At 63.9% G+C, this 23,796-nt stretch carries 20 protein-coding genes; 8 read left to right on the forward strand and 12 right to left on the reverse strand.

From position 1 onward, the window contains the following. Window positions 1-6: 6 nt before the first annotated feature. From KVT37_RS29100 to KVT37_RS29110, 3 genes are all read right to left on the reverse strand, one after another. A complete protein-coding gene (locus KVT37_RS29100) occupies window positions 7-798 on the reverse strand; it encodes a 3-methyl-2-oxobutanoate hydroxymethyltransferase (protein ID WP_217578469.1) in 792 nt (263 codons plus the stop codon). A gap of 74 nt (window positions 799-872) precedes the next feature. After that, window positions 873-1,877: a LacI family DNA-binding transcriptional regulator gene (locus KVT37_RS29105; protein ID WP_217578502.1), complete on the reverse strand. Its 1,005-nt coding sequence runs from the start codon at window positions 1,875-1,877 to the stop codon at window positions 873-875. A gap of 72 nt (window positions 1,878-1,949) precedes the next feature. Next, the gene (locus KVT37_RS29110) at window positions 1,950-2,255 is read right to left on the reverse strand and encodes a hypothetical protein (RefSeq protein WP_217578470.1); all 306 of its coding nucleotides are present in this window, start codon (window positions 2,253-2,255) and stop codon (window positions 1,950-1,952) included. A gap of 167 nt (window positions 2,256-2,422) precedes the next feature. Between KVT37_RS29110 and KVT37_RS29115 the strand changes: the two genes are divergently transcribed. Further along, on the forward strand, window positions 2,423-4,504 hold the full coding sequence (locus tag KVT37_RS29115) for an alpha/beta fold hydrolase (protein ID WP_217578471.1): 2,082 nt from the start codon (window positions 2,423-2,425) through the stop codon (window positions 4,502-4,504). Window positions 4,505-4,510: 6 nt separating this feature from the next. Here KVT37_RS29115 and KVT37_RS29120 read toward each other — a convergent pair whose 3' ends face one another. From KVT37_RS29120 to KVT37_RS29135, 4 genes are all read right to left on the reverse strand, one after another. After that, a complete protein-coding gene (locus tag KVT37_RS29120) occupies window positions 4,511-5,341 on the reverse strand; it encodes an aldo/keto reductase (protein ID WP_217578472.1) in 831 nt (276 codons plus the stop codon). A gap of 302 nt (window positions 5,342-5,643) precedes the next feature. Next, window positions 5,644-8,541, reverse strand: coding sequence for a hypothetical protein (locus KVT37_RS29125; RefSeq protein WP_217578473.1), 2,898 nt, complete (start codon window positions 8,539-8,541; stop codon window positions 5,644-5,646). A 2-nt stretch (window positions 8,542-8,543) separates the two neighbouring features. After that, window positions 8,544-9,632 carry a trypsin-like peptidase domain-containing protein gene (locus KVT37_RS29130; protein ID WP_217578474.1) on the reverse strand — a complete coding sequence of 363 codons (1,089 nt, stop codon included), beginning with the start codon at window positions 9,630-9,632 and terminating at the stop codon, window positions 8,544-8,546. A 286-nt stretch (window positions 9,633-9,918) separates the two neighbouring features. Next, a complete protein-coding gene (locus KVT37_RS29135; RefSeq protein WP_217578503.1) occupies window positions 9,919-10,521 on the reverse strand; it encodes a TetR/AcrR family transcriptional regulator in 603 nt (200 codons plus the stop codon). A 492-nt stretch (window positions 10,522-11,013) separates the two neighbouring features. On the opposite strand from KVT37_RS29135, the gene KVT37_RS29140 reads away from it, so the two are divergent. Genes KVT37_RS29140 through KVT37_RS29150 form a run of 3 tightly spaced genes read left to right on the forward strand, consistent with a single transcriptional unit; the run spans window position 11,014 to window position 14,785 of the window. Further along, window positions 11,014-11,514, forward strand: a complete 501-nt coding sequence (locus KVT37_RS29140) for a (2Fe-2S)-binding protein (protein WP_217578475.1) — start codon at window positions 11,014-11,016, stop codon at window positions 11,512-11,514. After that, window positions 11,511-12,494 carry a xanthine dehydrogenase family protein subunit M gene (locus tag KVT37_RS29145; RefSeq protein ID WP_217578476.1) on the forward strand — a complete coding sequence of 328 codons (984 nt, stop codon included), beginning with the start codon at window positions 11,511-11,513 and terminating at the stop codon, window positions 12,492-12,494. The genes KVT37_RS29140 and KVT37_RS29145 overlap by 4 nt, the downstream gene beginning before the upstream one ends. After that, on the forward strand, window positions 12,491-14,785 hold the full coding sequence (locus KVT37_RS29150) for a xanthine dehydrogenase family protein molybdopterin-binding subunit (RefSeq protein WP_217578477.1): 2,295 nt from the start codon (window positions 12,491-12,493) through the stop codon (window positions 14,783-14,785). Before KVT37_RS29145 ends, KVT37_RS29150 begins: the two co-directional genes overlap by 4 nt. 244 nt (window positions 14,786-15,029) lie before the next feature. Here the strand turns inward: KVT37_RS29150 and KVT37_RS29155 are convergent, their stop codons facing one another. Next, window positions 15,030-16,040: an NAD(P)-dependent alcohol dehydrogenase gene (locus tag KVT37_RS29155; RefSeq protein WP_217578478.1), complete on the reverse strand. Its 1,011-nt coding sequence runs from the start codon at window positions 16,038-16,040 to the stop codon at window positions 15,030-15,032. Window positions 16,041-16,139: 99 nt separating this feature from the next. On the opposite strand from KVT37_RS29155, the gene KVT37_RS29160 reads away from it, so the two are divergent. From KVT37_RS29160 to KVT37_RS29175, 4 genes are all read left to right on the forward strand, one after another. Then, a complete protein-coding gene (locus KVT37_RS29160; protein WP_217578504.1) occupies window positions 16,140-17,069 on the forward strand; it encodes a LysR family transcriptional regulator in 930 nt (309 codons plus the stop codon). 156 nt (window positions 17,070-17,225) lie between these two features. Then, window positions 17,226-17,390 (forward strand): hypothetical protein, encoded by a 165-nt coding sequence (locus KVT37_RS29165; protein WP_217578479.1) that lies wholly within the window; start codon window positions 17,226-17,228, stop codon window positions 17,388-17,390. 139 nt (window positions 17,391-17,529) lie between these two features. After that, window positions 17,530-17,913, forward strand: a complete 384-nt coding sequence (locus KVT37_RS29170) for a VOC family protein (RefSeq protein ID WP_217578480.1) — start codon at window positions 17,530-17,532, stop codon at window positions 17,911-17,913. A 135-nt stretch (window positions 17,914-18,048) separates the two neighbouring features. Further along, window positions 18,049-18,534, forward strand: coding sequence for a hypothetical protein (locus KVT37_RS29175; protein ID WP_217578481.1), 486 nt, complete (start codon window positions 18,049-18,051; stop codon window positions 18,532-18,534). A gap of 66 nt (window positions 18,535-18,600) precedes the next feature. Here KVT37_RS29175 and KVT37_RS29180 read toward each other — a convergent pair whose 3' ends face one another. From KVT37_RS29180 to KVT37_RS29195, 4 genes are all read right to left on the reverse strand, one after another. Further along, window positions 18,601-20,496 (reverse strand): diguanylate cyclase, encoded by a 1,896-nt coding sequence (locus KVT37_RS29180; RefSeq protein ID WP_217578482.1) that lies wholly within the window; start codon window positions 20,494-20,496, stop codon window positions 18,601-18,603. 164 nt (window positions 20,497-20,660) lie between these two features. Beyond that, complete coding sequence (locus KVT37_RS29185; protein WP_217578483.1) at window positions 20,661-21,419, reverse strand: slipin family protein; 759 nt, start codon at window positions 21,417-21,419, stop codon at window positions 20,661-20,663. Beyond that, window positions 21,416-22,786: a nodulation protein NfeD gene (locus tag KVT37_RS29190; RefSeq protein WP_217578484.1), complete on the reverse strand. Its 1,371-nt coding sequence runs from the start codon at window positions 22,784-22,786 to the stop codon at window positions 21,416-21,418. The genes KVT37_RS29185 and KVT37_RS29190 overlap by 4 nt, the downstream gene beginning before the upstream one ends. Window positions 22,787-22,970: 184 nt before the next feature. Continuing rightward, window positions 22,971-23,282: a hypothetical protein gene (locus KVT37_RS29195; protein ID WP_217578485.1), complete on the reverse strand. Its 312-nt coding sequence runs from the start codon at window positions 23,280-23,282 to the stop codon at window positions 22,971-22,973. Between the last annotated feature and the right edge of the window lie 514 nt (window positions 23,283-23,796).

Below are 23,796 nucleotides of genomic sequence, written 5' to 3' on the forward strand. Positions count from 1 at the left end.
CTATTCTCACAAAGACTGAGAGAGGGTGAGGAAGCGGTCGTAGGCGGCATCGTCCATGTCGACCTGGTGTTTCGCTTCCGGATAGATTGCGCCGGCGACGTCGCGGCCGAAGGCGCGAAAGGCGGCGATGCGCTTTTCCTGCAGCTCGGCCTCCAGCGTGACGAAGTCGGCATAGCGCTTGGCGTGGCGCGGATAGTGGCCGGCATGGGTTCCCAGCACATCGCAGGAGAAGAGATACTGCGTGTCGCAGGCCGTGCCGCAGCCCATGCCCATGGTGATCAGCGGGGTCGAGCGGGTGATATGGTCGGCGAGGCGCACCGGCACCACTTCCACCTCGATGCAGGCGGCGCCCGCATTCTCGAGGTCCTTGGCATCGCGCAGCACCTTGAGCGCCTCCTCGGCGGTGCGGCCGATTGCGCGGAAGTTCGTCCAGGTGGCGCGGTTGGGCACCAGGCCGACATGGCCGGTGACGGGAATGCCCTCGGCGGCCATGGCCTCGATGAAACGCGGCGAGTGCGATGAATAGACCGCGTCGGCGCCGCGCTTCATCATGGCGAAGCCAAGCCGCACCGCCTCCTCGGGCGAAGCGACCGCGCCATGCGGCATGCCGACGGAGAGGAATGCGTGGGGTGCCGCCTGGCGGATCGGTTCCAGATTGTGATCGGGTTCGCAGGACAGGATGACGATGTCGCAGGCGACCGCGGCGGCGGCCTCGGCCGGCGTATCGACATGCAATTGCAGCCACTTCTTGCTGCCCTTGGCGCTTTGCAGGTCGTAGGCCGTCAGCCGTCTCGCCACCGATGATCCTCCCGTTTCGCGAGGGGATAACACCGCGCCATGGCGGACGCCGCTTGTTCCTTGATCAAATCAGATCAAAGGTTCTCGGCGGTGAAGGTGATGAAGCGGATCGGCGGGTTGTCGACCGGCAGGTCGTGCAAATTGAGCGCGGCGAGCACCAGGTCGATGGCGCGGCGCGCCTGCGCTTCGGGCGCCTGGTCGAGCACGACATCCATCGTGCCCTCGCGCAAACCCCGCGTGCTGCGCTCGGTCAACTCATGGCCGACGAAGAAGATCTCGCGACCTCTGCCGTGCTTGCGCAGCACCTCGTTCAGCGCCGTGTTGGCGCCGCCGGCATTGTAGAGGCCGGCAAGGTTTGGCCAGCGCTTCAGCGCTTCGTGCAACTGCTCGGCATTGCGGTCGCCGTCGTCGAAACCGAACATAGCGGCGATCGGCTCGAAGTCCCGCCCGTGATCGATCAGGTAGTCGAAGAAGCCGCGCACGCGGTCGCGGTGGACGCGATAGATCTGGCTGTGGCAGATGGCGACCACCTTGCCCGGCCGCCGCTGCATCTTGGCCATCAGCAGCCCGGCCATGCGGCCGGCGGCGTAATTGTCGATGCCGACATAGGTGCTTTTCGGGCCCGAGATCTGGGTGACGATCTGTACCGTCGGGATGTTTTCCGCTTCGAGTTTTCGCAAGGCCGCGCTGACCAGCGGATGGTCGGGAACGGCAAGGATGAGCGCCGCGCGGCGCATCTCCGGTTCGAGGATGCGTTTTGCGATCGCCGCCGGGTTCGCCTCGTCGAGGAAGGTCCGGTGGACGGCAATGGTCCTGTCGAGCGTCGCGGCGATGCGCTCGAAGGCGCGCGACAGCCTGGCGAAGAAGGTCGCGTCGGGCCTGACCAGGATCACCTCGATGCGGATGACGCCGCGATGCGCCTCCGGAAGCCGGCGCGGATAATCCAGCGAACGCGCCGCCGCCACCACCTTCTCGACCGTTTCGGGGCGCACTCCGCCCCTGCCGTTCAGCACGCGCTCGACCGTCGCCGTGCCGACACCGGCGCGGCGGGCGATATCGAGGAAGGTGGGCTTTGGAATGGGCGGAGCTCCCGGGGTGCTTCGGCTGGAGCCTAGCCGTTCTGCCTTTGCCCGAGAAGATGGCCGGACAGGTCAGCGGTGCTTGCGCGGCGCGCTGATCTCCCGGTGAGCCTTCGACAGATTCACGCCAACCTCGTCGATCCGCTCGATAGCCTTGCCTGCCAGAACGAGAATCGATTGAAGAATCCGCAACGCGATCCAGCCCGCGGTTGCCGCGGCGGTCGAAAGGCTCGTTCTGCGCACGGCTGCCGCCCGATGAGCATGCTGTTTTTCGAGATAGCGGGCCAGCGCAATCTCATGCCGCTGCGGTGCACCGATGTCCCGCTCGCCGGGTTGATCGTTGTCATGCCAGATTGGCCATTCGCCTGGGCGTTGCACGGGATCCTCCTGAGATGTCCAGTGCGGACAATCTGCTGGAGGCCCGTGAGAGACGCGCAGGAACCAGCGTGATCAAATCGTGAAAAATGCCGGACGCAAGAGATCGAGGTTGAATTAGCGGCAGCTAAGCGAAAGAATTGCCCCGATCATGGTCGGGGTGGCTTCGGATGACGGTGCCGCATCTTCACCTGCTGGGTGGTTTCGACTTTAACGGCGTCGGGGCGACGGCTCCGGTCTTCAGCCGCAAGACGCGCGGCATGGTGGCCTATCTTGCGCTGCAGGCCGGCCAGGCGCAGTCGCGCGAGAAGCTGGCGGCGCTGCTCTGGAGCCTCAATGGCGAGGCCCAGGCGCGAATGAGCCTGAGGCAGGCGGTGTCGTCCGTCCGAAAGGCGATGAGCGTCTCGGGCGGCGGGCGCTTCCTGACCGAGGGCGCGAACATCGCGCTTCACCTCGACGATTTCGATTTCGATGTTGCGCGGTTCGAGGCGCTGGCGGCAAGCACCGCGCCCGAGGATCTCGAGCGGGCCGTCGCCGTCTATCGAGGCGACCTGCTCGACGGGCTCGGCCTGCGGGAAGAGCCGTTCGAGGAATGGCTGCGGGTCGAGCGCGAGCGCCTGCGGGCGATCGCTGTCTCCGCGTTGGGCAGGCTCATCAATCACTACACGGCCGCCGGTGATCCCGCCGCCTGCATACGGGCCGCCATGCGGCTGCTGGCGATGGAGCCGTTGCGCGAGGACGCCCATCGTGCCCTGATGCGAAGCTACGCGGCGCAAGGGCGCATCAACCTCGCGCTGAAGCAGTATGAGCTATGCCGCGACGCGCTGCAGCGCGAGCTGCGGCTGATGCCGGAAGCCGAAACGCGGAACTTGCATGAAGAGCTGCGCGCCCGCCGCGGCGCGCCGCCTGTCCGGCCCCCGGCTTCGAGCGCCGAACCCGAAGCCACGCGACCGCCGACCCGCTATGTCAAATCGTCTGGCGTAAACATCGCCTACCAGGTCACCGGCGATGGGCCGGTCGACCTCGTCTATGTACCGGGCTGGGTCTCCAATCTCGACCTTGCCTGGGCATCGCCGCGCTTCACGCACGTGCTGAAACGGCTCGGCTCCTTCTCGCGCCTGATCCGCATCGACAAGCGTGGCACCGGCCTCTCCGACCGCAATGTCGGCCTACCGACGCTGGAGCAGCGCATGGAAGACATGCGCGCCGTTCTCGACGCTGTCGGCTCCAATCGCACGGTGCTGTTCGGTAGCTCCGAAGGCGGACCGATGTGCATCCTGTTCGCCGCCACCTATCCGGAGCGCACCGCGGCCATGGTGCTCACTGGCGCTTACGCCAGAGGCATATGGTCGAAGGATTACCCCTGGGCCCGAACGGTCGATGAGGTGCAACAGGATATCGACACCGTCGAGCGGCAATGGGGCGAGCCGGCCGAGATGCGCAACGCCGCGCCCAGCCTGATCGAAAACATGGTCGAGCGCGAGTGGTTCGCCGCCTATCTCAGGAACTCGGCCTCGCCGGCGGACGCGATCGCGCTCTGGCGCTGGGGCACCGAGATCGACGTGCGCGACATCCTGCCGGCGATCCATGTCCCGACGCTGGTGCTGCAGAGGACCGGCGACCGCTGGGTGAAGCCGGAGGAAGGACGCTATCTGGCGGCGCATATCGAAGGCGCCAGATATGTCGAGCTTGTCGGCCGGGACCACGTGATCTGGGGCGAAGGCTGCGACGGCCTGATCGACGAGATCAAAGATTTCGTGACCGGTGCGCTGCCGGCGGCGCGAGCGGAAAGGGTGCTGATATCGGTGCTGGCGCTCGCCATCGACGGCGCGGCCGACGACGCGAAAGCCTCCGAGCAGGCCGACATCGTTCGCGACGAATTGCTGCTAGGCGGCACGGAGATCAGGCGGTCGCGCAGCAGGTTGCTGGCCGCGTTCCAGCGGCCGACGCGCGCGATCGAATGCGCGGTGGCCATCGCCAACCACCTGAGGCCAAACGGGCTCGACATTCGCGCGGCGATTCACATCGGCGAGTGCGAGGCGCGCGGCGGGGATTTTTCCGGCATCGCCATCGAGGTCACGTCGCGGCTCTTGGATCATGCCCGGCCGGGCCAGATCATTGCATCGCGAACGATACGCGACCTGGTCGTCGGCTCCGGCCTGACCTTCGAGGAACAAGGCGAGATGAAAGCAAGCGGCCTGCCCGGCGCGCTTCAGTATTTTGCCGTCACCGGAGCCCCGCCAGCCCTCTGACCTTGCTTAGAACAGGAACGCGGCCGTGGCCGGATCAGGTCCCGTGCGGCCGTCACGCGCGTCCATACTCCGGACAGTCTGCATATCCTCGCCATCCAGTTCGAAATCGAACACATCGAAATTACCGGCGATGCGCTCCTGGTGGACCGACTTCGGGATGACAACCAGGCCTTCCTGCAGGTGCCAGCGGATGATCACCTGCGCCACCGATTTTCCGTGCTTCTTGGCGAGCTTCTCCAGCGTCGGATCGGCGAGCAGCCGGCCGCTGCCTAGCGGGCTCCAGCTTTCGATACGGATGTTGTGCTTGGCATGGAAGTCGCGCTTGTCGCGCTGCTGGAAGCGCGGGTGCAGTTCGATCTGATTGACGACGGGCGTCACACCGGTCTCACCGATGATGCGCTCCAGGTGGTCCTGGTTGAAATTCGACACACCAACCGACTTGATGCGGCCGGCCTTCTGCAATTCGACCAGCGTCTTCCAGGCCTCGACATATTTATCCTGGCTGGGCACCGGCCAATGGATGAGGAAGAGGTCGATCTGGTCAATGCCGAGCTTCTTCATAGTGTCGTCAAAAGCGCGCAATGCCGCGTCGCGCTGATGCGCGCCGTTGCGCAGCTTCGAGGTGATGAACAAGTCGCCGCGCAGAACGCCGGCCGCGCGGATCGCCTCGCCGACGCCCTCCTCGTTGCGATAACCCTCGGCGGTGTCGATGAGGCGATAGCCGGCGTCGATGCCCCAGCGCACGACCTTGGCGGTGATGTCCGGATCGACCTGCCACACGCCAAGCCCGATCTGCTGAATGGTCGAGCCGTCGTTCAATTTGAGCTGTTCGGGCATGGGGGGATCCTTTTGGGAGGGAGGGTAGTGCCGACTATGTAGGCCATGGGTTGGGGAATGCCAGCCGGTGGCCGGGTACGGCTCCATTCTTCGCTATTCCAGACCGGAGCAAAAAGCGGAGCGACGCGTCGCACTGGTGCGCGCCACTAGCGGAGCCGGAGGTGCAAACAGCTCATTCCCCGGAATGCCGGTAGCATGGACAGCGTCGTCGTCGACGTGATTATCAACAACGGAGTGCCTTCACCGGATGACTTTCCCGGCGATACCGCAGCCAATGTTATAGTGCGGATAGAAACAACCGGCTATCGGGCACAGCACGGCTGACCGTCAGAGTTCCACCGTTCATGACCAACAACCGCACCGGCCTTGTCGTAATTGGTCTTCTCTTTATACCAGCCAAGATCGGCACGGTTGACCGGCTTTCGATCCACATCGAGTGACTCCTCCTGGATCAGCCGCCCTAGAGAGTCGTATGAAAACCGCGTGATTGCCCTACCACTCTTCGCATTGATCAACTTGCCACTGGCATCCAGGAAGCGTCTCTCCACCAGGCGGTCCAGATTGTCGTAGCTAGAACTAATCGTTACTTGCCCACTCCCCGCCACTATGGGACTTCCGTCGACGCCTATGAAAGTGCTTTCAAGCTCGTTGTCTCGCGGGTCAAATTCTGACCGCCAGCCCGCATATCCATCCTTGCTTAAGATTGGCTCGCCGTTCCGCCCGAAATACATGCGCTCAATGATATTGCCTCGATCATCGAATTTGGTGTGGTAACCAGCAATCCCATCTTTCTTCAGGATCGGCGCTCCGTCCGTCCCGAAATAAGAGGTCTCTATTTCGTTTCCACGATCGTCAAACTTCGAACGCACACTGGCGTAACCAGAATTCAAAAGTACCGGCTTATCGTCAACTCCCAGATAGATAACCTCTATCTTGTTACCGCGATCGTCGAACTTTGATCGGTAACTAGCGAATCCATTCTTGATGACTATTGGCCTGCCGTCTTCTCCAAAAAAAGAACCTTCTATTTCATTGCCACGGTCGTCAAACTTCGAGCGCCAGCCAGCGTACCCGTCGCTGGAGAGTGTTGGCTTGCCATCAACTCCAAAATAGGCAGTTTCAATCGAATTGCGATTGTCATCAAATTTATAGCGTACGATAGCGAACCCGGATTTTTTAGATACCGTCGCGCCATCCGCCGCAAAATAAGCGGTCTCTACTTCATTGCCGTGCTCGTCGAATTTTGAGCGCCAACCGGCATATCCGTCCTCAACCGCTATAGGCGCACCATCCAGCCCCAACAACGAAACCTCGACCTGATTGCCGATGTCGTCAAACTTCGACCTGCTACTTGCATATCCGAATTTCGTAATTATTGGCTCACCGTCGACACCGAAATAGTCGGCCTCGACTTGATTGCTACGATCATCGTACTTCGCGCTCCACGACGAATATCCATCTTCCTTCAAAATAACTGGGCGCCCATCAACACCGAAGAAAGCCACCTTCACTTTATTGCCCTGCGCGTCGAATGTAAGACGCACATCTGCAGCGCCAGATTTTTCTGAATAAGGTTTTTCTCCGGTTAAATCAAAGTACGATTCCTCGACTCTGTAACTCCTACCGTCCAAACCAAACACCTGTTTTGCATATCCATCCTTGGTCAATATTTGTTGGTTATTTTTTCCATAGAACGTATTTGTCACTTTGCTGCCACGTTCATCGAATTGTGATTTAACCGTTGTTACTCCTTTCTCATTGACAGCAGGGCGACCGTCGACGTCAAAATACGTGGTTTCAACGTCGTTCCCGTCCATGTCGAACTTGGAGCGCCAACCGGCATATCCATCCGTGGAGCGAGCCGGGGCGCCATCCACTCCGAAAAACCGCCTTTCAGTCAAATTCCCGCGTTCATCAAACGTCGAGCGCCAGCCCGCGACGCCGCGCTTGTTTAACATTGGTTCGCCGCTGGTCCCAAAAAACTTCATCTCGACTGAGTTGCCATGCGCATCCACCTTTGAGCGCCACGCTGAGTAACCGTCGGTGTGGATTGTCTTTCTGCCGATCTGATCAAAGTATTGGCCCCCGACGAGTCGTCCGCCATCATATGAAATCTCGACCCGGGCGATGCGATTCTTATCGATCCAGACCTGGCCGTCGGGACCCAGGCGCGTCGCAGCGGTCGCTTGACCGGTCGTCGAGCGTTCATAGCGATACCCATACGCACCGCTTGAATTCGGGCGAGGCTTGTTGTCTGGACCTTTGAACCGGATTTCGCGATCCAAGCCGGAAAGAACGCCGTCGTCGTATCTGGTAAATTCGACAACCTCTATGCCACTGGTGCCGTGGCTACAGGGACGTTGGGCCGCGACAAACGTTCCTACGCTCTGCCCAAGGTAGTTCAGGCTTTCCACTTGGTTCCCGAACTGATCAGACAGCGTTTCACTTTGCAAACTTCCGTCGACGTTATATTGGAAGCCCGCCGAGCACGCGCGACTCTCTGAGCATTCCTTAGTTGTTTCGTCCTCTATTACGCTATCAATGCCGGCGGCGGGACAACGCCCGGCCGCATTGACAAAGTCCACCGACTTCAACCTGCCCAAGCGCCCTGCATAATGAAAAAGATACGCGTTTCCTCCGGAAATGCTCGAGCCTTCGCGCACAGGCGACAAGCCTTCCCAAATACCATTCCGTCGGGCGTAGCCGAGGAAGTATTTGGTGTGATCGCGAACAAAAAGGTCCCATCCAACCGTACCTACCAAAGCACAGACGGCGGCGACAATTCCGACGCGAAGCCAGTTTCTATTGAAAAGCGTTCCAACATGCGCTTTGCCGGCCCTCGAGGCAGCAATGACAAACTGCGTAGGTGCCTGCAGTAAACTTCGCGGAACAACGTCCTGCCGATTCCCGCCTGCTGCGGACGCCTCCTCCGCGATCCGCGCGCATATGTCCTCGATTTCTGCCTTCTTCTCCTCCCCAACCGTCAGCCGCCTGAGCACAACGATGATCTCGCTGGCGGAGAGCAAACCAACTATGTGCACCGCGAATGGCTTAGCCGCACCCTCCCATTGTATGCGATCGGCTACCGGCTTTCCGTTTACGACAGGATCGAGCTCGGTCCTACGATCCTCCTCCGTCTTGAAGGACGGCGTCAGCTCGACCACCACCCGGTCAAAGAGTTCAGTGCTCAAATTGGCCAAAGTTAAGTTCCGAGGCGCTTGTAGATGGCAGCCGCGTTCAGGCGGAGATCATCCAGGATAGCCGACATTCGTACCCCCTCGTTGCGCAGAAAGCGCCGCTTTGTAGCGGGTTCAGCAAGCTGCCCGCCCGCGTGATGCAGAGCTACAACTTCAAAATTATCGTTCAACACGGGGGAACCGGAAGAGCCGGGCTCGGTACTGGTCGTGTACTGCACCACCAAATCATCTGCGTATTCGACAAAATTGTTCTGCATCGAAATCTTTTTGTAACTGCCGCCCGGATGTTGGATGATCGTCACCCGGCCATCGCGAGCAACTGTCGCCGGCTTAATCTCAAGATGTCTTGCGGTGCTCGGCACGTCGGTCAACTGAACAATCGCGTAATCGAGACTCTCTCGTGTGGCGTTCATCTCTGCAATCGGACTCATGTGGAATAGCCCACCGCTTTGTGCCCGAGCAGTCTGAACCTCCATCGATCTGCCCGTTCGATCGAGCTGATAGTTGAACTCGAAGACGCATTGCTTGGCCATTTCGGCATTTTCGATCACGTGCTGGTTTGTGATCAGCAAATCCTCGGCGATCAGAAACCCGGTACCGGTCTGCGGTCCGCGCACGCGCACCACGGCACGAGAAAGGTCAAGTAGAACTTCAAGAAAACTGATATCGCGCAGTGTGTTTTCGCCGATAATTTTTTCTGCAATAGCTTCGTTGCTGTCCCGCCCTCGCCAGCCTGCTACGTCGCGGGCAGCAACAGGCTTGGTGGCAAAGGGATAACGTGCCAGCATGTCCCGCAGCCGATCGACGTCGTCGCCGCCACCAAGTCCGGCAATCAGCTTGTTGACGAGCACCCCCAAGGCTTCTCGGCCGGGCTGATCCTGGCCAAAGGTCATCAGGCGCTCGATGGTATGCACCGCCGTGCGACGAGGGCTCCCATCGAGGTCCAATTGCCCCATCAAGTCGAACTTGCGTGGCGAGCCGGCGAGTACATCCAACATAAAATCGATGCGATTACGGACGCTCAGCCAGTCAACCTGCCGCGTGAGAATGGCCACAAGGCCGTCAAAGTCATCCTGTGAAAGCTGGATCGCCACCCGCGCATCCCACCCCGTTCGCCCCACAGTAGTTCTAATTCTAACCAGCAAGTAAAAACAAGTGCGTATCGCCCGACTGTAATAGCCTGCAGCGACCTCGGCAGGCGCATCAGCGAGTTATGCAGGCCGTTCGCACGCCGCTCCACTACCATTCCGAGTTTCCTGAGATAGAACCCGCAGGTCGCGAGGCTTTCGTGTGGCCCATTTCGACGTTGTTGCGCGACCAATGGACGAAGCACTTCGTACACCGCACCTCGGTTTCGCAGTAGCGCAGCGAACCGGCACCTTACCGGCTTCCCCTCGCCCCGAACCGCAGCCCATCCATCAGCAGCTTCACCAGCCGCCCGGATCGCTCGCGCCAGTCGGGCGTGTTCGGCGCAGAGTAGATGCCGCCCAGCGCATGCATGACATCGGAAGCGTCGACGTCGGCGCGGATCTTGCCAGCGGCTGCCGCCGCCTCGATCAGGCTGCGCATCGCACCGGAAACGCGGCCTGACGTGTCGGAGAACAGCGTCGAGTTGGTGGTGAGCAGCAGCCGCAGGCTGGTGGCCAGCCCACGCTTGGTGGCGATGTAGTCGACGAAGCGCTGCATCCAGAGTTCCAGCGCGACATCGGCCGGGTGCTCACGCGCCAGTTCCTCGGCGGCGTGGCAGAGGCCTTCGACCTCGCGGCGGTAGACCACCTCGACCAGATGCTCGCGCGTCGGGAAATGGCGATAGAGCGTGCCGATGCCGACCCCTGCCCGCTTGGCGATGTCCTCCAGCGACGCGTCGACGCCGTCGGCCGCGAAAGCCTGCGCCGCCACCTCGACCAGTTTTTCGCGGTTGCGCTGCGCATCGGCGCGCAACGGCTTTTGCACCGGCGCTTCACGCGTCGCTTCGCTGGTCATTTCCGGCTCGGGCACTTTTTTCTCCACCAAGGCAATATGGGGGGTTGAACCATGGCTGGCCAGACCCCAGTTAAATAAACGGAGGCACCTCCGCTTTAGTGGAGTGCTTTTATCATATAACCAGGGGAAGCGGTATGTCACGTAGAGAAGGACGGAAAGCTTCGCCTGTTCCCTGGAGCGGAGCTGGGGCGGCTGAGCTGCCAATCTCCCCCCTTGTGGGGGAGATGTCCGGCAGGACAGAGGGGGGTGCTGTCCCGCCGACGTCACAACCGGTGACGAACGCTTCCTTCGCGGGGCTTTCCGCTAAGTCGCAGAAATTACAAACGCCTCGTTCCGTCACACCCCCCTCTGCCCTGCCGGGCATCTCCCCCGCAAGGGGGGAGATTAGTCGCCTCGCCGCCTTCGCTTACCCGCCAACGTTACCCTTGCCCCTTACCTCCCAAGCCCCATTTCCATCCGCTCAAGCGTCCAGCAATCGGAGCCCGACGCCTCATGAATGACCAAGTCACCATCAGTCCCACCACGCTTTCCATCCATCTCACCATCAACGGCCGCGACCATGCGCTGGAGATCGAGCCGCGCGTCACCCTGCTCGACGCATTGCGCGACCGGCTCCATCTCACCGGCACCAAGAAAGGCTGCGACCAGGGCCAGTGCGGCGCCTGCACCGTCCATGTCGACGGCGAGCGCGTGCTCGCCTGCCTGACGCTCGCGGCGCAGGTCGAAGGCCGCTCGATCACCACCGTCGAAGGGCTGGCAAACGAAGACGGCACCCTTCATGCCGTGCAGGCGGCCTTCCTCGAGCAGGACGCCTTCCAGTGCGGCTATTGCACGCCGGGGCAGATCATGTCCGCGGTGGCCTGCATCCGTGAGGGCCATGCCGGTTCCGACGACGAAATCCGCGAATATATGGCCGGCAATCTCTGCCGCTGCGGCGCCTATCCGAACATCGTCGCCGCCGTCCGCCAGGCCGCGAAGGAGCTAAGCGCATGAGAGATTTTGCTTACGTCCGCGCCGACAGCGTGGAAGCCGCGCGCAATGCCGCGGCGCTGCCCGGCGCCATGCTGCTGGCCGGCGGCACGACACTCGTCGACCTCGCCAAATGCGGCGTCGCCGAACCGGCCACCGTCATCGATATCAGCCATATCGACGGGCTCAACGCCATCGATGTCAGCGCCGACCGCGCCGTCTTCGGCGCGCTGGCGAAGATGAGCCATGTCGCCGACAACCCGCAAGTTAAGAGCCTCTTCCCGGCCGTGTCGGAAGCGCTCTGGCAAGCGGCCTCGGCGCAGCTGCGCAACATGGCGACCATCGGCGGCAATCTGATGCAGCGCACGCGCTGCCCCTATTTCCGCGATCCCGCCAACTTCCCGGCCTGCAACAAGCGCGCGCCCGGCAGCGGCTGCTCGGCGATCGGCGGCGTGACGCGCGGCCATGCCGTGCTCGGCATCAGCGAGGCCTGCATCGCCACCTATCCGGGCGATCTGGCGGTAGCGCTGGTCGCCTTCGGCGCCGAAGTCGACCTCGGCGAGCGCAAGCTCAAGGTCGAGGACTTCTTTCTCGCGCCAGGCGCCACGGCCGAGCGCGAGCACGACATCCGCCCCGGCGAGGTCATCACGGCGATCGAGATCCCCGGCTCGGCCGTTGCTCGCCGCTCGACCTACGTCAAGGTGCGCGACCGCCAGTCCTATGAGTTCGCCGCGGCAAGCGCCGCGGTCGGGCTGGAGCTCGAAGCCGATCGCCGCACCGTGCACGACATCCGCGTCGCGCTTGGTGGCGTCGCGACCAAGCCGTGGCGGGTGCGCGCCGTTGAGGAAGCGCTGAAAGGCAAGCCGCTCGACGAAGACACGGTCCGCAAGGCGAGCGAGCTCGCCATGGAGGGCGCCGTCGACCATGGCGCCAACCACTACAAGATTGCGCTGGCGCCACGCGTGATCGCGCGCGCCATCCTCAAATTGGGAGAGACGGCATGACCGTTCATGACATGAAACACGCCGCGTCCGACAGCGCGCGGCTCGAAGCGGTCGGCGGGCGGCTGTCGCGCGTCGACGGCCCGGCCAAGATCACGGGCGCCGCAAAATATGCCTTCGAGCAACAGCTCGACGGGCTGACGCATGCGGTGCTGGTCGGCGCGACAATAGCGGCAGGCAAAGTGACCGCCATCGACACCCGCGCGGCGGAAACCGCGCCCGGCGTGCTCGCCGTGCTGACGCCCGACACGATCATGGAACTGAGAGGCGCGTCGGACTGGTTCGGCAACCCGCCGGCACTGTCGACCTATTGTCCGCTCGCCCGCGAAGTCACCTTTTCCGGCCAGCACGTCGCGGCCGTGGTGGCCGAGACCTTCGAGCAGGCGGTGGCGGCGGCGGCGCTCGTCAAGGTCTGGTATGACGAGACGCCGGCCATCGTCGATCTGAGCGACGGCAAGGCCGGCGACGGCATTGCGATTGAGGCCATGACCAAGGAATGGGGCGACGCGCAAGCCGCGTTCGCCGAAGCGCCGGTGCGTATCTGCGCGGCCTACAACACGCCGCGCGAATTCCAGGCGGCGATGGAGCCGCATGGGCTGATCGCGCGCTGGCAAGGCGACGAGCTGACCATCTGGGAGCCGAGCCAATGGCTGGACGGCATGGCGCGCACCTATGCCGAGTGGTTCGGCGTGCCGTTCGAGAATGTGCGGCTGGTCTCGCCCTATATCGGCGGCGGATTCGGCTCCAAGGCGCTGGCGCTCGCCCACAGCGCGGTGGCGGCGGCCGCGGCGAAGATGCTTGGACGACCGGTGAAGCTGGTGCTCAACCGGCCGCAGAATTTCACGTCCTATGGCGGCCGCGCCGCAACGCGGCAGACCGTGGCGATCGGCGCCGACAGGGATGGCAAGATCCAGTCGATCGTGCATCGCGGCGTCAACGAGACGGCGGTCGACGGCATGTGGGTCGAGCCGCTCGGCTCGGTCACCTCGATCATGTACGCAACGCCGAATTTCTCGTCGAAGCAGAATGTGGTGCGGGTCAACACGGTGGTGCCTGGGGCCAAGCGCGCGCCGGGCGAGAACCCGAGCGCCTTCGGCATCGAATGCGCCATCGACGAGCTGGCCCATGAGCTCGGCATCGACCCGCTGGAGATGCGGCTGATCAATTATGCCGAGCAGGATCCGCATACGAAGAAGGCGTGGTCGACCAGGCAGCTGCGCGAGGCGTTTGCAGCGGGGGCGGAAGCTTTCGGCTGGGCGAAGCGCTCGCCTCAGCCCCGCTCGATGCGCGACGGCCATCAGCTCATCGGCTGGGGCGTTGCCGCCGGCACCTATCCGGTGCGGCGCGCGCATGGCGAGGCGGTGGTGAAGATCCTGGCCGACGGTTCGGTCGAGGTCGAAAGCTCGTCCATAGACATGGGCCAGGGCACCTACACGATCCTGGCGCAGACCGCCGCCGAAACGGTCGGCGTGCCGGTGAGCCAAGTCTCGGTGAAGCTCGGCGACTCCCACTTCGCCCGTGCCGGCGTCACCGGCGGCTCGCGGCTGGCCGGCGTCATGACCGGCGCCGTCTACAAGGCGGCCGGCCAGGCGCTGGACGAGTTGGTCGGGCTGGCGCTCTCCGACCCGCGATCGCCCTTCCAGGCACTGCAGGCAAACACGCTCGTCGTGCAGGACGGCCGCATCGCCTCGCCGCGCGGCGAAGGGCCGGAGCTGTCGATCGCCGAGTTTTTGTCCGCGGTCGGCCGCGATCAGATCGAGGCCAAAGGCGACACGCTGCCGGTGAACACGACGCCGGAGCAGCGCTACAAGAACTACACCACCATCGCCATGTCGATCCCGCATACCGAGGGCGACTGGTCACGCTATTCATGGTGCGCGCATTTCGTCGAGGTGCGTGTGGATGAGGATTTCGGCACGGTGCGCGTGTCGCGTGTGGTGTCGGCGCTGGATTCCGGCCGGCTCTATAACCCCAAGCTCGCCGAAAGCCAGTGGAAGGGCGGCATCATCATGGGCATCGGCCAGGCGTTGCTCGAAGAAGGCATCGTCGACCGCCGCCACGGCCGCATCGTCAACGGCAATTTCGCCGACTACATGCTGCCGACCAACGCCGACATTCCCGACATCCAGACAATCTCGGTCGGCATCCCAGACCCGCACTCCTCCGCGCTTGGCGGCAAGGGCGTCGGAGAACTCGCGATCGTCGGCATCGCGCCGGCGATTGCCAATGCGGTGTTCCATGCGACGGGGAAAAGGGTAAGGGATCTGCCGATCACGCTGGAGAAGTTGATCTGAGCACCCGTCGGCGGAGTGCGTAATCTCCCCCCAAGTGGGGGAGATGGCCGGCAGGCCAAAGGGGGGCGCGAAGGAATGCCAACCTATCGGGCATCCTGGATTCACCGAACTTCGGAGTGTATTTCAACGTCATCAGCTGAACGGTTGGCGGGACAGCGCCCCTCTCTGTCCTGCCGGACATCTCCCCCACAAGGGGGGAGATCGGCAGCTTCACCGCTTTCACCAATCTCCGACGGTGCCCTTCCTACCAATCCAGCCCGAACACCAGCTTGCCGAAATGCAGGCCGCCGGCGGCCATGTGGGTATAGGCTTCGGTGGCCTCGTTCTGTGAAAACACCTTGTCGACGACCGGCTCGACCCCGGCAGCGCCGATGGCGCGGGCGGCGTCGCGAAGGTCTGACACCGACCCGGTGTTGTTGCCCACCACCTTCAGCGCCTTGATGATGATCGGCAGCAGGTTGACGGTCGCCTCGGCGCCGGTGACGAAGCCGATGGTGAACAGCGTGCCGCCGGGCGCGGTGGCGTTGACGGCGCGCGCGAAGGTGGCGGTGCCGCCGGTCTCGACGACGAGATCGGCGCCGAGGCCATCGGTCAGTTCCAGAACCTTGCCGTCCCAGTCCGGTGTCGTGCGGTAGTTGATCAGGTGATCGGCGCCGAGCGCCTTGGCCCGCTCGAGCTTCTCGTCCGAGGACGAGGTGATGATCACGGTGGCGCCAGCCGCCTTGGCGAGCTGCAACGTAAAGATCGAGACGCCGCCCGTACCGAGCAGCACGACGACGGAGCCCGGCCCGACATCGGCGGCGCGGAGCGCGTTCCAGGCGGTTGTGCCGGCGATCGGCAAGGTCGAAGCCGCTTCGAAGGAGAGATGCGGCGGGACCGGCACGAGCGAATTGGCCGGCAGCGCGACATATTCGGCCAGCGACCCGGGCAGCGAGATGCCGCGCATCTGCGTCATCTCGTAAGGCCGCGGCCGGCCGCCGATCCAGCGCGGCTTGGCGTGGGCGACGACGCGGTCGCCGGTTTTGAATGTCGTCACGCCCTCGCCGAGCGCGACGATCTCGCCGGCGCCGTCGGCGACGGGAATGAGCGGGAAAACCGGTCCGGGGTAGTTGCCGCTCGCCACGGCGACGTCGACGAAGTTCAGGCTCGCCGCGCGCTGGCGGATCAACACCTCGCCGCGTTGCGGTTCTGGCGTTGCGACAGCAGCGGCGCGGAAGGCGTCGAGCCTGGCCTGGCTGAGTTCGATGGCTTTCATGGGTTCACTCCGTGGGTGGTCGATTGAAGAGTTGAGCGAACTTAGCTGCTGCGCTATTTCTCGATAATCCTTGGCTATTGCATTTGAGTATTGCACATGATGCAGCAATCCCACGACACCTCCGCTCTTGCCGAAATGGCGGCCTTCGCGGCCGTCGCCGAGGCGCGTTCCTTCACCCGGGCGGCGGCGCGAGTCGGGCGCGACGCGACCATCCTGTCGCGCCGGCTGCAGTCACTGGAGGAGCGGCTGGGCGTGCGGCTGCTCCACCGCACGACGCGCAGTGTATCGCTGACCGAGGCCGGGGCGGAATTCCTTCCGCGCGTGCGCGCCATCTTGGCCTCGGTCGACGAGGCCGAGGCGGCCGCGTCGGCGCATGCGGCCGGCGGGCCGCGAGGCCTGCTCAAGCTGGCCCTGCCCGGGACCTTCGGGCGCATGTGGATCGGGCCACTCTTGCCGCAATTCCTCGCGGAGTTCCCCGAGGTCCGCATCGAGGCAGAGTTTTCCAACCGCTTCGCCGATCTCGTCGCCGAGAATTTCGACGTCGCCGTGCGGTTGGGCAGCCTGGAGGACTCGCGCCTGGTGGCGCGCAAGGTCGCGACGCGGCGCCGGCTGCTGTGCGCCGCGCCCTCCTACCTTGCCCGCAGGGGCAGGCCGCAAACGCCGCAGGCGCTGCTCGAACATGCCTGTCTCGGCTTCTCCGGCTTCCAGACTTTTCCGGCCTGGGAGATGACCGATCGCGAGGGCCGGCGCGTGCGCGTCGAGGTTTCGGGGCCGCTGGTCAGCGACGACGCCGAGGTGCTGGTCGAGGCTGCGGTGCAAGGCGTCGGCTTGATGATGAGCACGGATTGGCTGGTCGGACGCGAGCTCGCCGACGGCCGGCTGGTGCCGATCCTGGAGGACTGGACGCTGGCCGACGAGGGCGCGGTCTATGTCGTCATGCCCTCGGCCAAGGGCCAGGCCGCCAAGACCCGCGCCTTCGCCGACTGGATCGGCAAGCGCTTCGCGCCGGAACCGCCGTGGCGGCTGTGAGAAACACGGCCGTCGGATTGGCTCAATACGCGGCGCTTGCGGCGCTGACAATTGCCGATGAGGGAACCCGCCTTCCATCGCGCGCGTTTGCAACGAGCACTCCACGAATGGAGACATGGCAAGCGCAGCCGACCGCGATCCGCGGCATCACAGAAAATGCAGAAAGCATTGCAGGACATTCAAGATCACCTCCGCGAAGACATCACAAAGGTCGATGAGCCTCAGCTGAAGGCAATGTTCGAAACGTCGGCGGAAGTCCTGGGCGGCCTGATCAAGGCGTTCCGGGACTATGAGCAGAAGAATGAGGCAGCCTGGCGATAACTCGCCCAGAGCGTTTTCCGTTTCAGGGAAATGGCGAACTGCTTTATCTCTTCGTTTTCACGCAATTCCCCACGGGAGTTCCCCAAGCACTTTTCCTGGAATTGCTGCAAGCAGTGAACGAGACCGGCGAGGCAAGACGATGTCCACAACTGTAAATGTCCGATACATGGTCAACGACGTCGATGAGGCCGTGGCATGGTACACGGGGCACCTGGGGTTCAAGCAGCTTTCGAACCATGCGCCGGCTTTCGCGGACGTCACGAGGGGAGCGCTCCGGCTGCTCCTTAGCGGTCCGACCAGTTCAGCTGGCCGGCCGATGCCCGACGGTGACCGGCCAGGCCCAGGAGGCTGGAACCGCATTCATCTGATCGTGGAGGATATTGCGGCGGAAGTTGCCCGGCTGCGGGCGGCGGGCCTCAGTTTCCGCAACGAAATCGTGAAGGGGCCGGGCGGCTCTCAGATCCTGCTGGTCGATCCTTCCGGCAATCTGGTGGAACTGTTCCAGCCGGCCCAGGCCCGGTGACCGCTAACCGACGTCGTGGCGGCAAGGGCGTGGGGAACTGGCGATCGTGGGCATCGCGCCGGCGGAGATTGCGCGCTCGCCCGTTTTCGCCAATCTCTGTATGATCACTCCACAGCATCACGAGGGGGAGCGACCATGAAACGCGCACTATCAACACTCATCCTGGCACTGCTCACCACCCTCCCCGCCCACGCCGCCTCCTGCTCATGGTCGGCCAAGACGGAGGAGGACGAGGGCGGCAGCGTGATGACGGCTTCGGTGTGCGGCGGGCCGAAGGGCGATGCGCATCTTATGCTGACCTGCTTCGAGAAGCCGATGCTGAGCTACGATCTCGGCGACGCGGGCGGGCAGTTGGAGCCGGGCATAAGCGGCTCCTTCACCTTCAAGGCCGGTGACAAGAGCCTGACGGAAAAGCTCGAGCTCGAGGCGATGTACAATTACTTCACCACCGAGCTTTCCGGCCCCACCGACCCGCTGCTGGCGCTCTTGCGCGGCAAGGGCGACGTGACGGTCAGCGCCGACAAATATGGCCAGGCGAGCTTCCCGCTGAAAGGTTCCGGCGCGGCGATCGGCAAGGTGCTGGCCGAGTGCGGCAAGAGTTCGGGCGGCGAGGCGGATTGATCGCCTGACCGCAGCGCCTGCGCGTTCCGGTGCATTTCCCGCCGCGCTTTGGAACGCTCCGGCTTGTCACGCCTTGCGCGGAAGCGGAATCGGCTGGAAGCCAACGTCCGGCTCGGCCAGTCGCGTGGCGTCGCGTCCGGCTGCCTTGGCGGCGTAGAGAGCCTTGTCCGCCTGCAGGATCAGGCTGGTGGGGTTGTAGCGGGCGGTCGGGGCGCTTACGGCGACACCGACGCTGATGGTGACCACCTTGCGCTCGCTGCGCGAATGTTCGAGCGCCCGCTCGCGCACCGCGGCTCTCAGATTGTCGGCCACGCGCATGGCACCGGCCGCCGACGCCTCGGGCAGGATGACGGCGAATTCCTCGCCGCCATAGCGCGCCACGAAGTCGCCGGCGCGGGTGCGCTGTCGCAGGCAGTCGGCGATCTGGCGCAGGCACTCGTCTCCGGCAAGGTGTCCGTAACGGTCGTTATAGGCTTTGAAAGAATCGACGTCGATCAGCAGCAGCGCGACTTCCCGGTCGGACTGACTTGCATCCGCAACCACGCCGGCCAGCGCCTGATCGAACGCGCGGCGATTGCCGACACCCAGCAGCGGATCGGTGTTGGCGAGCTGCGCCAGTTGGTTGCTGAGCGTGGTGAGCTCCCCCTCGGTGCTCTTGATCTCGGTGATGTCGGAGACGACCACCAGCGCCAGGCCGGCCTGGGTGGGTCGCGTCCGCAGCATCAGCCAGTGGCCGTCGAACAGCTTGATCTGCTGCTCGCCGGGGGTGTGCAGCGCGCCGACGACGTTGTCTATCCATTCCCGTTCGTGGCCCTTGGGGATGCCGACCTGCTCGCCGGTCACGGTCACGGCTTCCAGGATATCGCGCAGCCGCGTGCCGGGAACGCGCAGGTCGCCGGTCAGCGGAAACAGTTCGCGGTATTGCTGGTTGCAGAAGACCAGAACGCCCTCGGCATCGAACATGGCTAGGCCGTCCGACATCTCCGAGAGCGCATAGGAGAGTTGGTTCTTGGCCTCGAGCAGCGTTTGTTCGAGTTGCTTCTGGGCCGTGATGTCACGTGTGACGCCGACAAGGCCGATGACGTTGCCATCGGCGTCGCGCAAGGGTGTCTTGGAGGTCGAGAACCAGCGAAGGTTACCCTTCAGGTCGGGGACCTGCTCCTCGAAGTCGGCAATTCCCTCGCCTGATTTCAGCATCTTCTGTTCCAACCCGGAAAGGATGCGGGCGCGAGCGGCGTCGGCTATGTCGAAATCGGTCTTGCCCGTCATCTGAACGGGATGGTCGTAGCCATTGTGGGTGGCGACCGTCTGGTTCACGGCGACGAACTGGCCGCGCACGTTCTTGACATAATAGAAGTCCGGCGCCTGGGCGACCGCGGCGCGCAGCAGATCGCGCTCCTTGGTGACAAGCTGTGTGTGCAGCACCACCAGGCCAGCCACGGCGGTTGCCGCCATATTGAGCGCGATGAGCGGCAGCACGAGGTGCACGTCGATATCGGGCGCGGCCGTTTGCGGCAAGACCGATATCGGCACAAGCCCGGACAGGCCTACACAAACCGCAAACACGAGCACTTGCCAGGCGCGCGTTTGGCGGCGCCCGATGATGCGGTTGGCAAGAACGCCGGCGGCGAACGCCACCGCAATGCCGATCAGGCCGGCGGTCAGGCCGTGGCCGCCGATCGCGATGCGATATCCCAGTGGAAAGGCGGTGGCCACCAATGCGCCCGGCAAGCCGGCGAACAGGCCGGCCGTCGCAACCAGCGACGTCCTGAGATCCAGCAGGACGCCCGGCTTGACCTCGACAGTCAATAGCATGGAGGCCAGCGCGCCCCAGCCCATGATGCAGCCGAAAACAAGCAGCCTGAACCTTTGCGAGCGTCCCTCGAGCCAGGGCTGCACGTAGTTCCAGCCGGAAACGAACAGCGCCACCGCGGCGAGATTTGCCGTAAGATGCTGCCACATGAACCGACACCGACCTCCGATGGAAGTCCATAAAAAGCACTTGAAAAGTTGTTTCCGGGTTAAAAGCCGGCCACTTGCGGTTGTTTAGCGGTTGCGCCGCGAACGCGGCTCCCCCTTGGCCAAGCCCCTCGCCCCACACCATGGGAAGCAGCAGGGTCAGTGCCTCACTTGCCCTGTGCCTTCATGAACTGCCCGAGCAGTTCCACCGGCAAGGGGAACACCACCGTCGACGAACGCTCGCCGGCGATGTCGTGCAGGGCCTCGAAATAGCGCAACTGCATGGCCTGCGGCTCGGTTGCCAGCATGCGACCGGCCTCGACCAGTTTGGCCGCCGCCTGCTGCTCACCGTCGGCGTTGATCACCTTGGCGCGGCGCAGCCGCTCGGCCTCGGCCTGCTTGGCGATGGCGCGGATCATGCTCTCGTTGAGGTCGACATGCTTGATCTCGACATTGGAAACCTTGATGCCCCAGGCATCGGTGCGCTGGTCGAGTATCTCCTGGATGTCGCTGTTGAGCTTGTCGCGCTCGGCCAGCATCTCATCGAGCTCATGCTTGCCGAGCACGGAGCGCAGCGTGGTCTGCGCCAGTTGGTTGGTGGCGGCCATGAAATCCTCGACCTGGATGATCGCCCGTTCGGCGTCGACGATGCGGAAATAGAGCACGGCGTTGACTTTGACCGAGACATTGTCGCGCGAGATGACATCCTGCGGCGGCACATCCTGCACCACCACGCGCAGGTCGACCCGCACCATCTGCTGCACGAAGGGGACGAGGATGATCAGGCCGGGGCCCTTGACCGCGGTGAAGCGGCCGAGCGTGAAGACCACGCCGCGCTCATATTCCCTGAGAATGCGGATTGCCGCCGCCAGGAAAATGATCACGGCCACCGCAATGATGAGATAGGCCACATAACCGACCATCATTTTATTGCTCCGTTGTTGCCTGCACCGCGACGCCGCACCGTCAGTACGAGGTCGCTGATATCGGTCACCTCGACGTGGTCGCCGGGCTGCATTGGCTCGCCTGCCTTCGCCCGCCAGCGCTCGCCCAAAGCCAGCACATGCCCCTCGCCGCCCTGCCAGTCGAGGATCTCGACGGGAAGGCCGCGCATCGCCTCGCCGCCGACGCGCGGCGGGTTCCTGCGCGCCGCCCAGACATAGGTGCCGGTGAGCAGCGCCAGCCCGAGCGTCAGCGCGGCGGCCGGGCCGATGACCGCCCACGACATGGCAAAGCCCGGCCCTTCGACCTTGAGCAGCATGGCCGAGCCGAGCAGGAAGGCTGCGACGCCGCCCAGCCCCAGCACCACGGTGGGGTTGAAGGCCTCGATGATCAGGAAGGCGACGCCGAGCAGCATCAGCGCGAGACCGGTATAGTTGATCGGCAAGAGGTTCAGCGCATAGAGCCCGAGCACCAGGCAGATGGTACCGATGACGCCCGGCGCCACGGCGCCCGGGCTGGTGAACTCGAAGATGAGGCCGTAGACGCCGACCAGTATCAGGATGATTGCCGTGTTCGGGTCGGTGATGACGGCCAGCAGCCGGATGAACCAGCCGGGCTCCAGTGTCTCGACCGGCAGCCCCTTGGTCGCCAGCACCTCTTTCCTGCCGGCCACCTCGACGGTGCGCCCGTCGGCAAGCTGCAGAAGCTCGGCGGTGTCGCGGGCAACGAAGTCGATGACATGTTCCTGGAGGGCCGCGTTGGCCGACAGGCTCGCCGCCTCGCGCACCGCCTTCTCGCCCCAATCGCCGTTGCGCCCGCGCATCTCGGCGAGCGAGCGGATGAGCGCGACCGCGTCATTGGTCACCTTGGCCATCATCGCGTCGCCGGCCGGCCGCCCGGTGGCGTCCTTCTGGTCCTTGTCCTTCTCGCTGCCCGGAAGCGACGGCAACCCGCCGAGCTCGACCGGCGTCGCGGCGCCGAGATTGGTGCCGGGCGCCATCGCCGCGACGTGGGTGGCGTAGAGGATATAGGTGCCGGCGCTGGCCGCATGGCCACCGGAGGGCGCGACATAGCCGATGACAGGTACGGGCGAGGCCAGGATGTCGGCGATCATCTCGCGCATCGAGGTGACAAGGCCGCCCGGCGTATCGAGCTGAAGGATGAGCACCGCGGCATCGCGCTTGGCGGCGGCGTCGATCGCTTCTTCAAGCTGCCTGGTGCTCGCCGGCCCGATGGCGCCGTCGATGGCGACGCTCAACGCAACCCTCTCGCTCCCGGCGGAGGAGAAGGGAGAAACGGCGGCCGCGGCCATGAGAGCAGCGGCGAAAAGGGCCACCCGCGCGATGCTCACGCTCAAAGCTCCATGACTCAAATATGGGTTGTGTCGCGGCGAAGTCCAATGGGGCGCTGAGGCGCAACGCGCAATCCCACCGCGAGGCCACTCTAGCGATCACACGCTCCAGCGCTTTCGCCTATCGCCGTAACCGCTTTCCGCCCGGCCCGTGCATCGTTGCGCACGAGCCGGGCGGCTAACATCAATAGTCGGAGCCGCCCTCGACGACGACCGGACGGTGATGGTGCCGGTGGCCGATCGAACCCGTGACGACAAGGGTGTCGTCGCGGCGGTGATGGCGATGACGCCAACCGCGTTCGCCATTGTCATAGAAGGCGACCGTGCCGTGATGGCGATGATGCAGCCGGTGGCCCTCGTCATTGATGACGACTGCCGGGCGGTGATGATAATAATGCCTGTGATGCGTCCTGATGACGATATCGGCCTCGGCCGCGGAAGCGACCGCGGGTGCGGCGACGCAGAGCGCCAGGGCTGCAAGAAGCACTGTTTTCATTGCTCTATTCCTAATTCCTGAATCATCCCTTCGCCGGGTAAACCGCTGTTCGCCGCTTTGGTTCCGGCCGCGGTTGCGCCAGGGCGCGGACTCGCGGCAGACGCGCGAACCGCGTCGGCAGCGGAGCTCAGCCGCCCGCTGGCGCCGAAGCGCGACTTGGCGCAGATAGGTCGCGGCCACGGGCATCGCAGGCGCGTCGCCGCCGCCGTTGGTCTCGATCATCGTCTTGGCAAGCCGCCGAGGGCAGGCCGTGTTTGCTGGCGAAGAACGCCGGCTCGTAAGGCTTCTCTTCCGGATCGTCTGTCGGTCGGTCGAGGCTGATGTCGCTCCGGCGCGCGAAAATCGGCGGGCTTGCCGATGCGAAGCCTCGGCTTTGGTTGCGGCGTCCGGCCCTCTTCGCCGGTCCATCCGACTTCAGTCCGATACGGCTCCCGGACCGTCGCCCGATCGGCGGAACGAAGGCCTTCCGCCCTCGTTTGCCGGCATCGGATTTCGCAGCATCAGGCTGCCAACT

This window comes from Mesorhizobium sp. GbtcB19 (genome assembly GCF_019091085.1).
GTDB lineage: Bacteria > Pseudomonadota > Alphaproteobacteria > Rhizobiales > Rhizobiaceae > Mesorhizobium.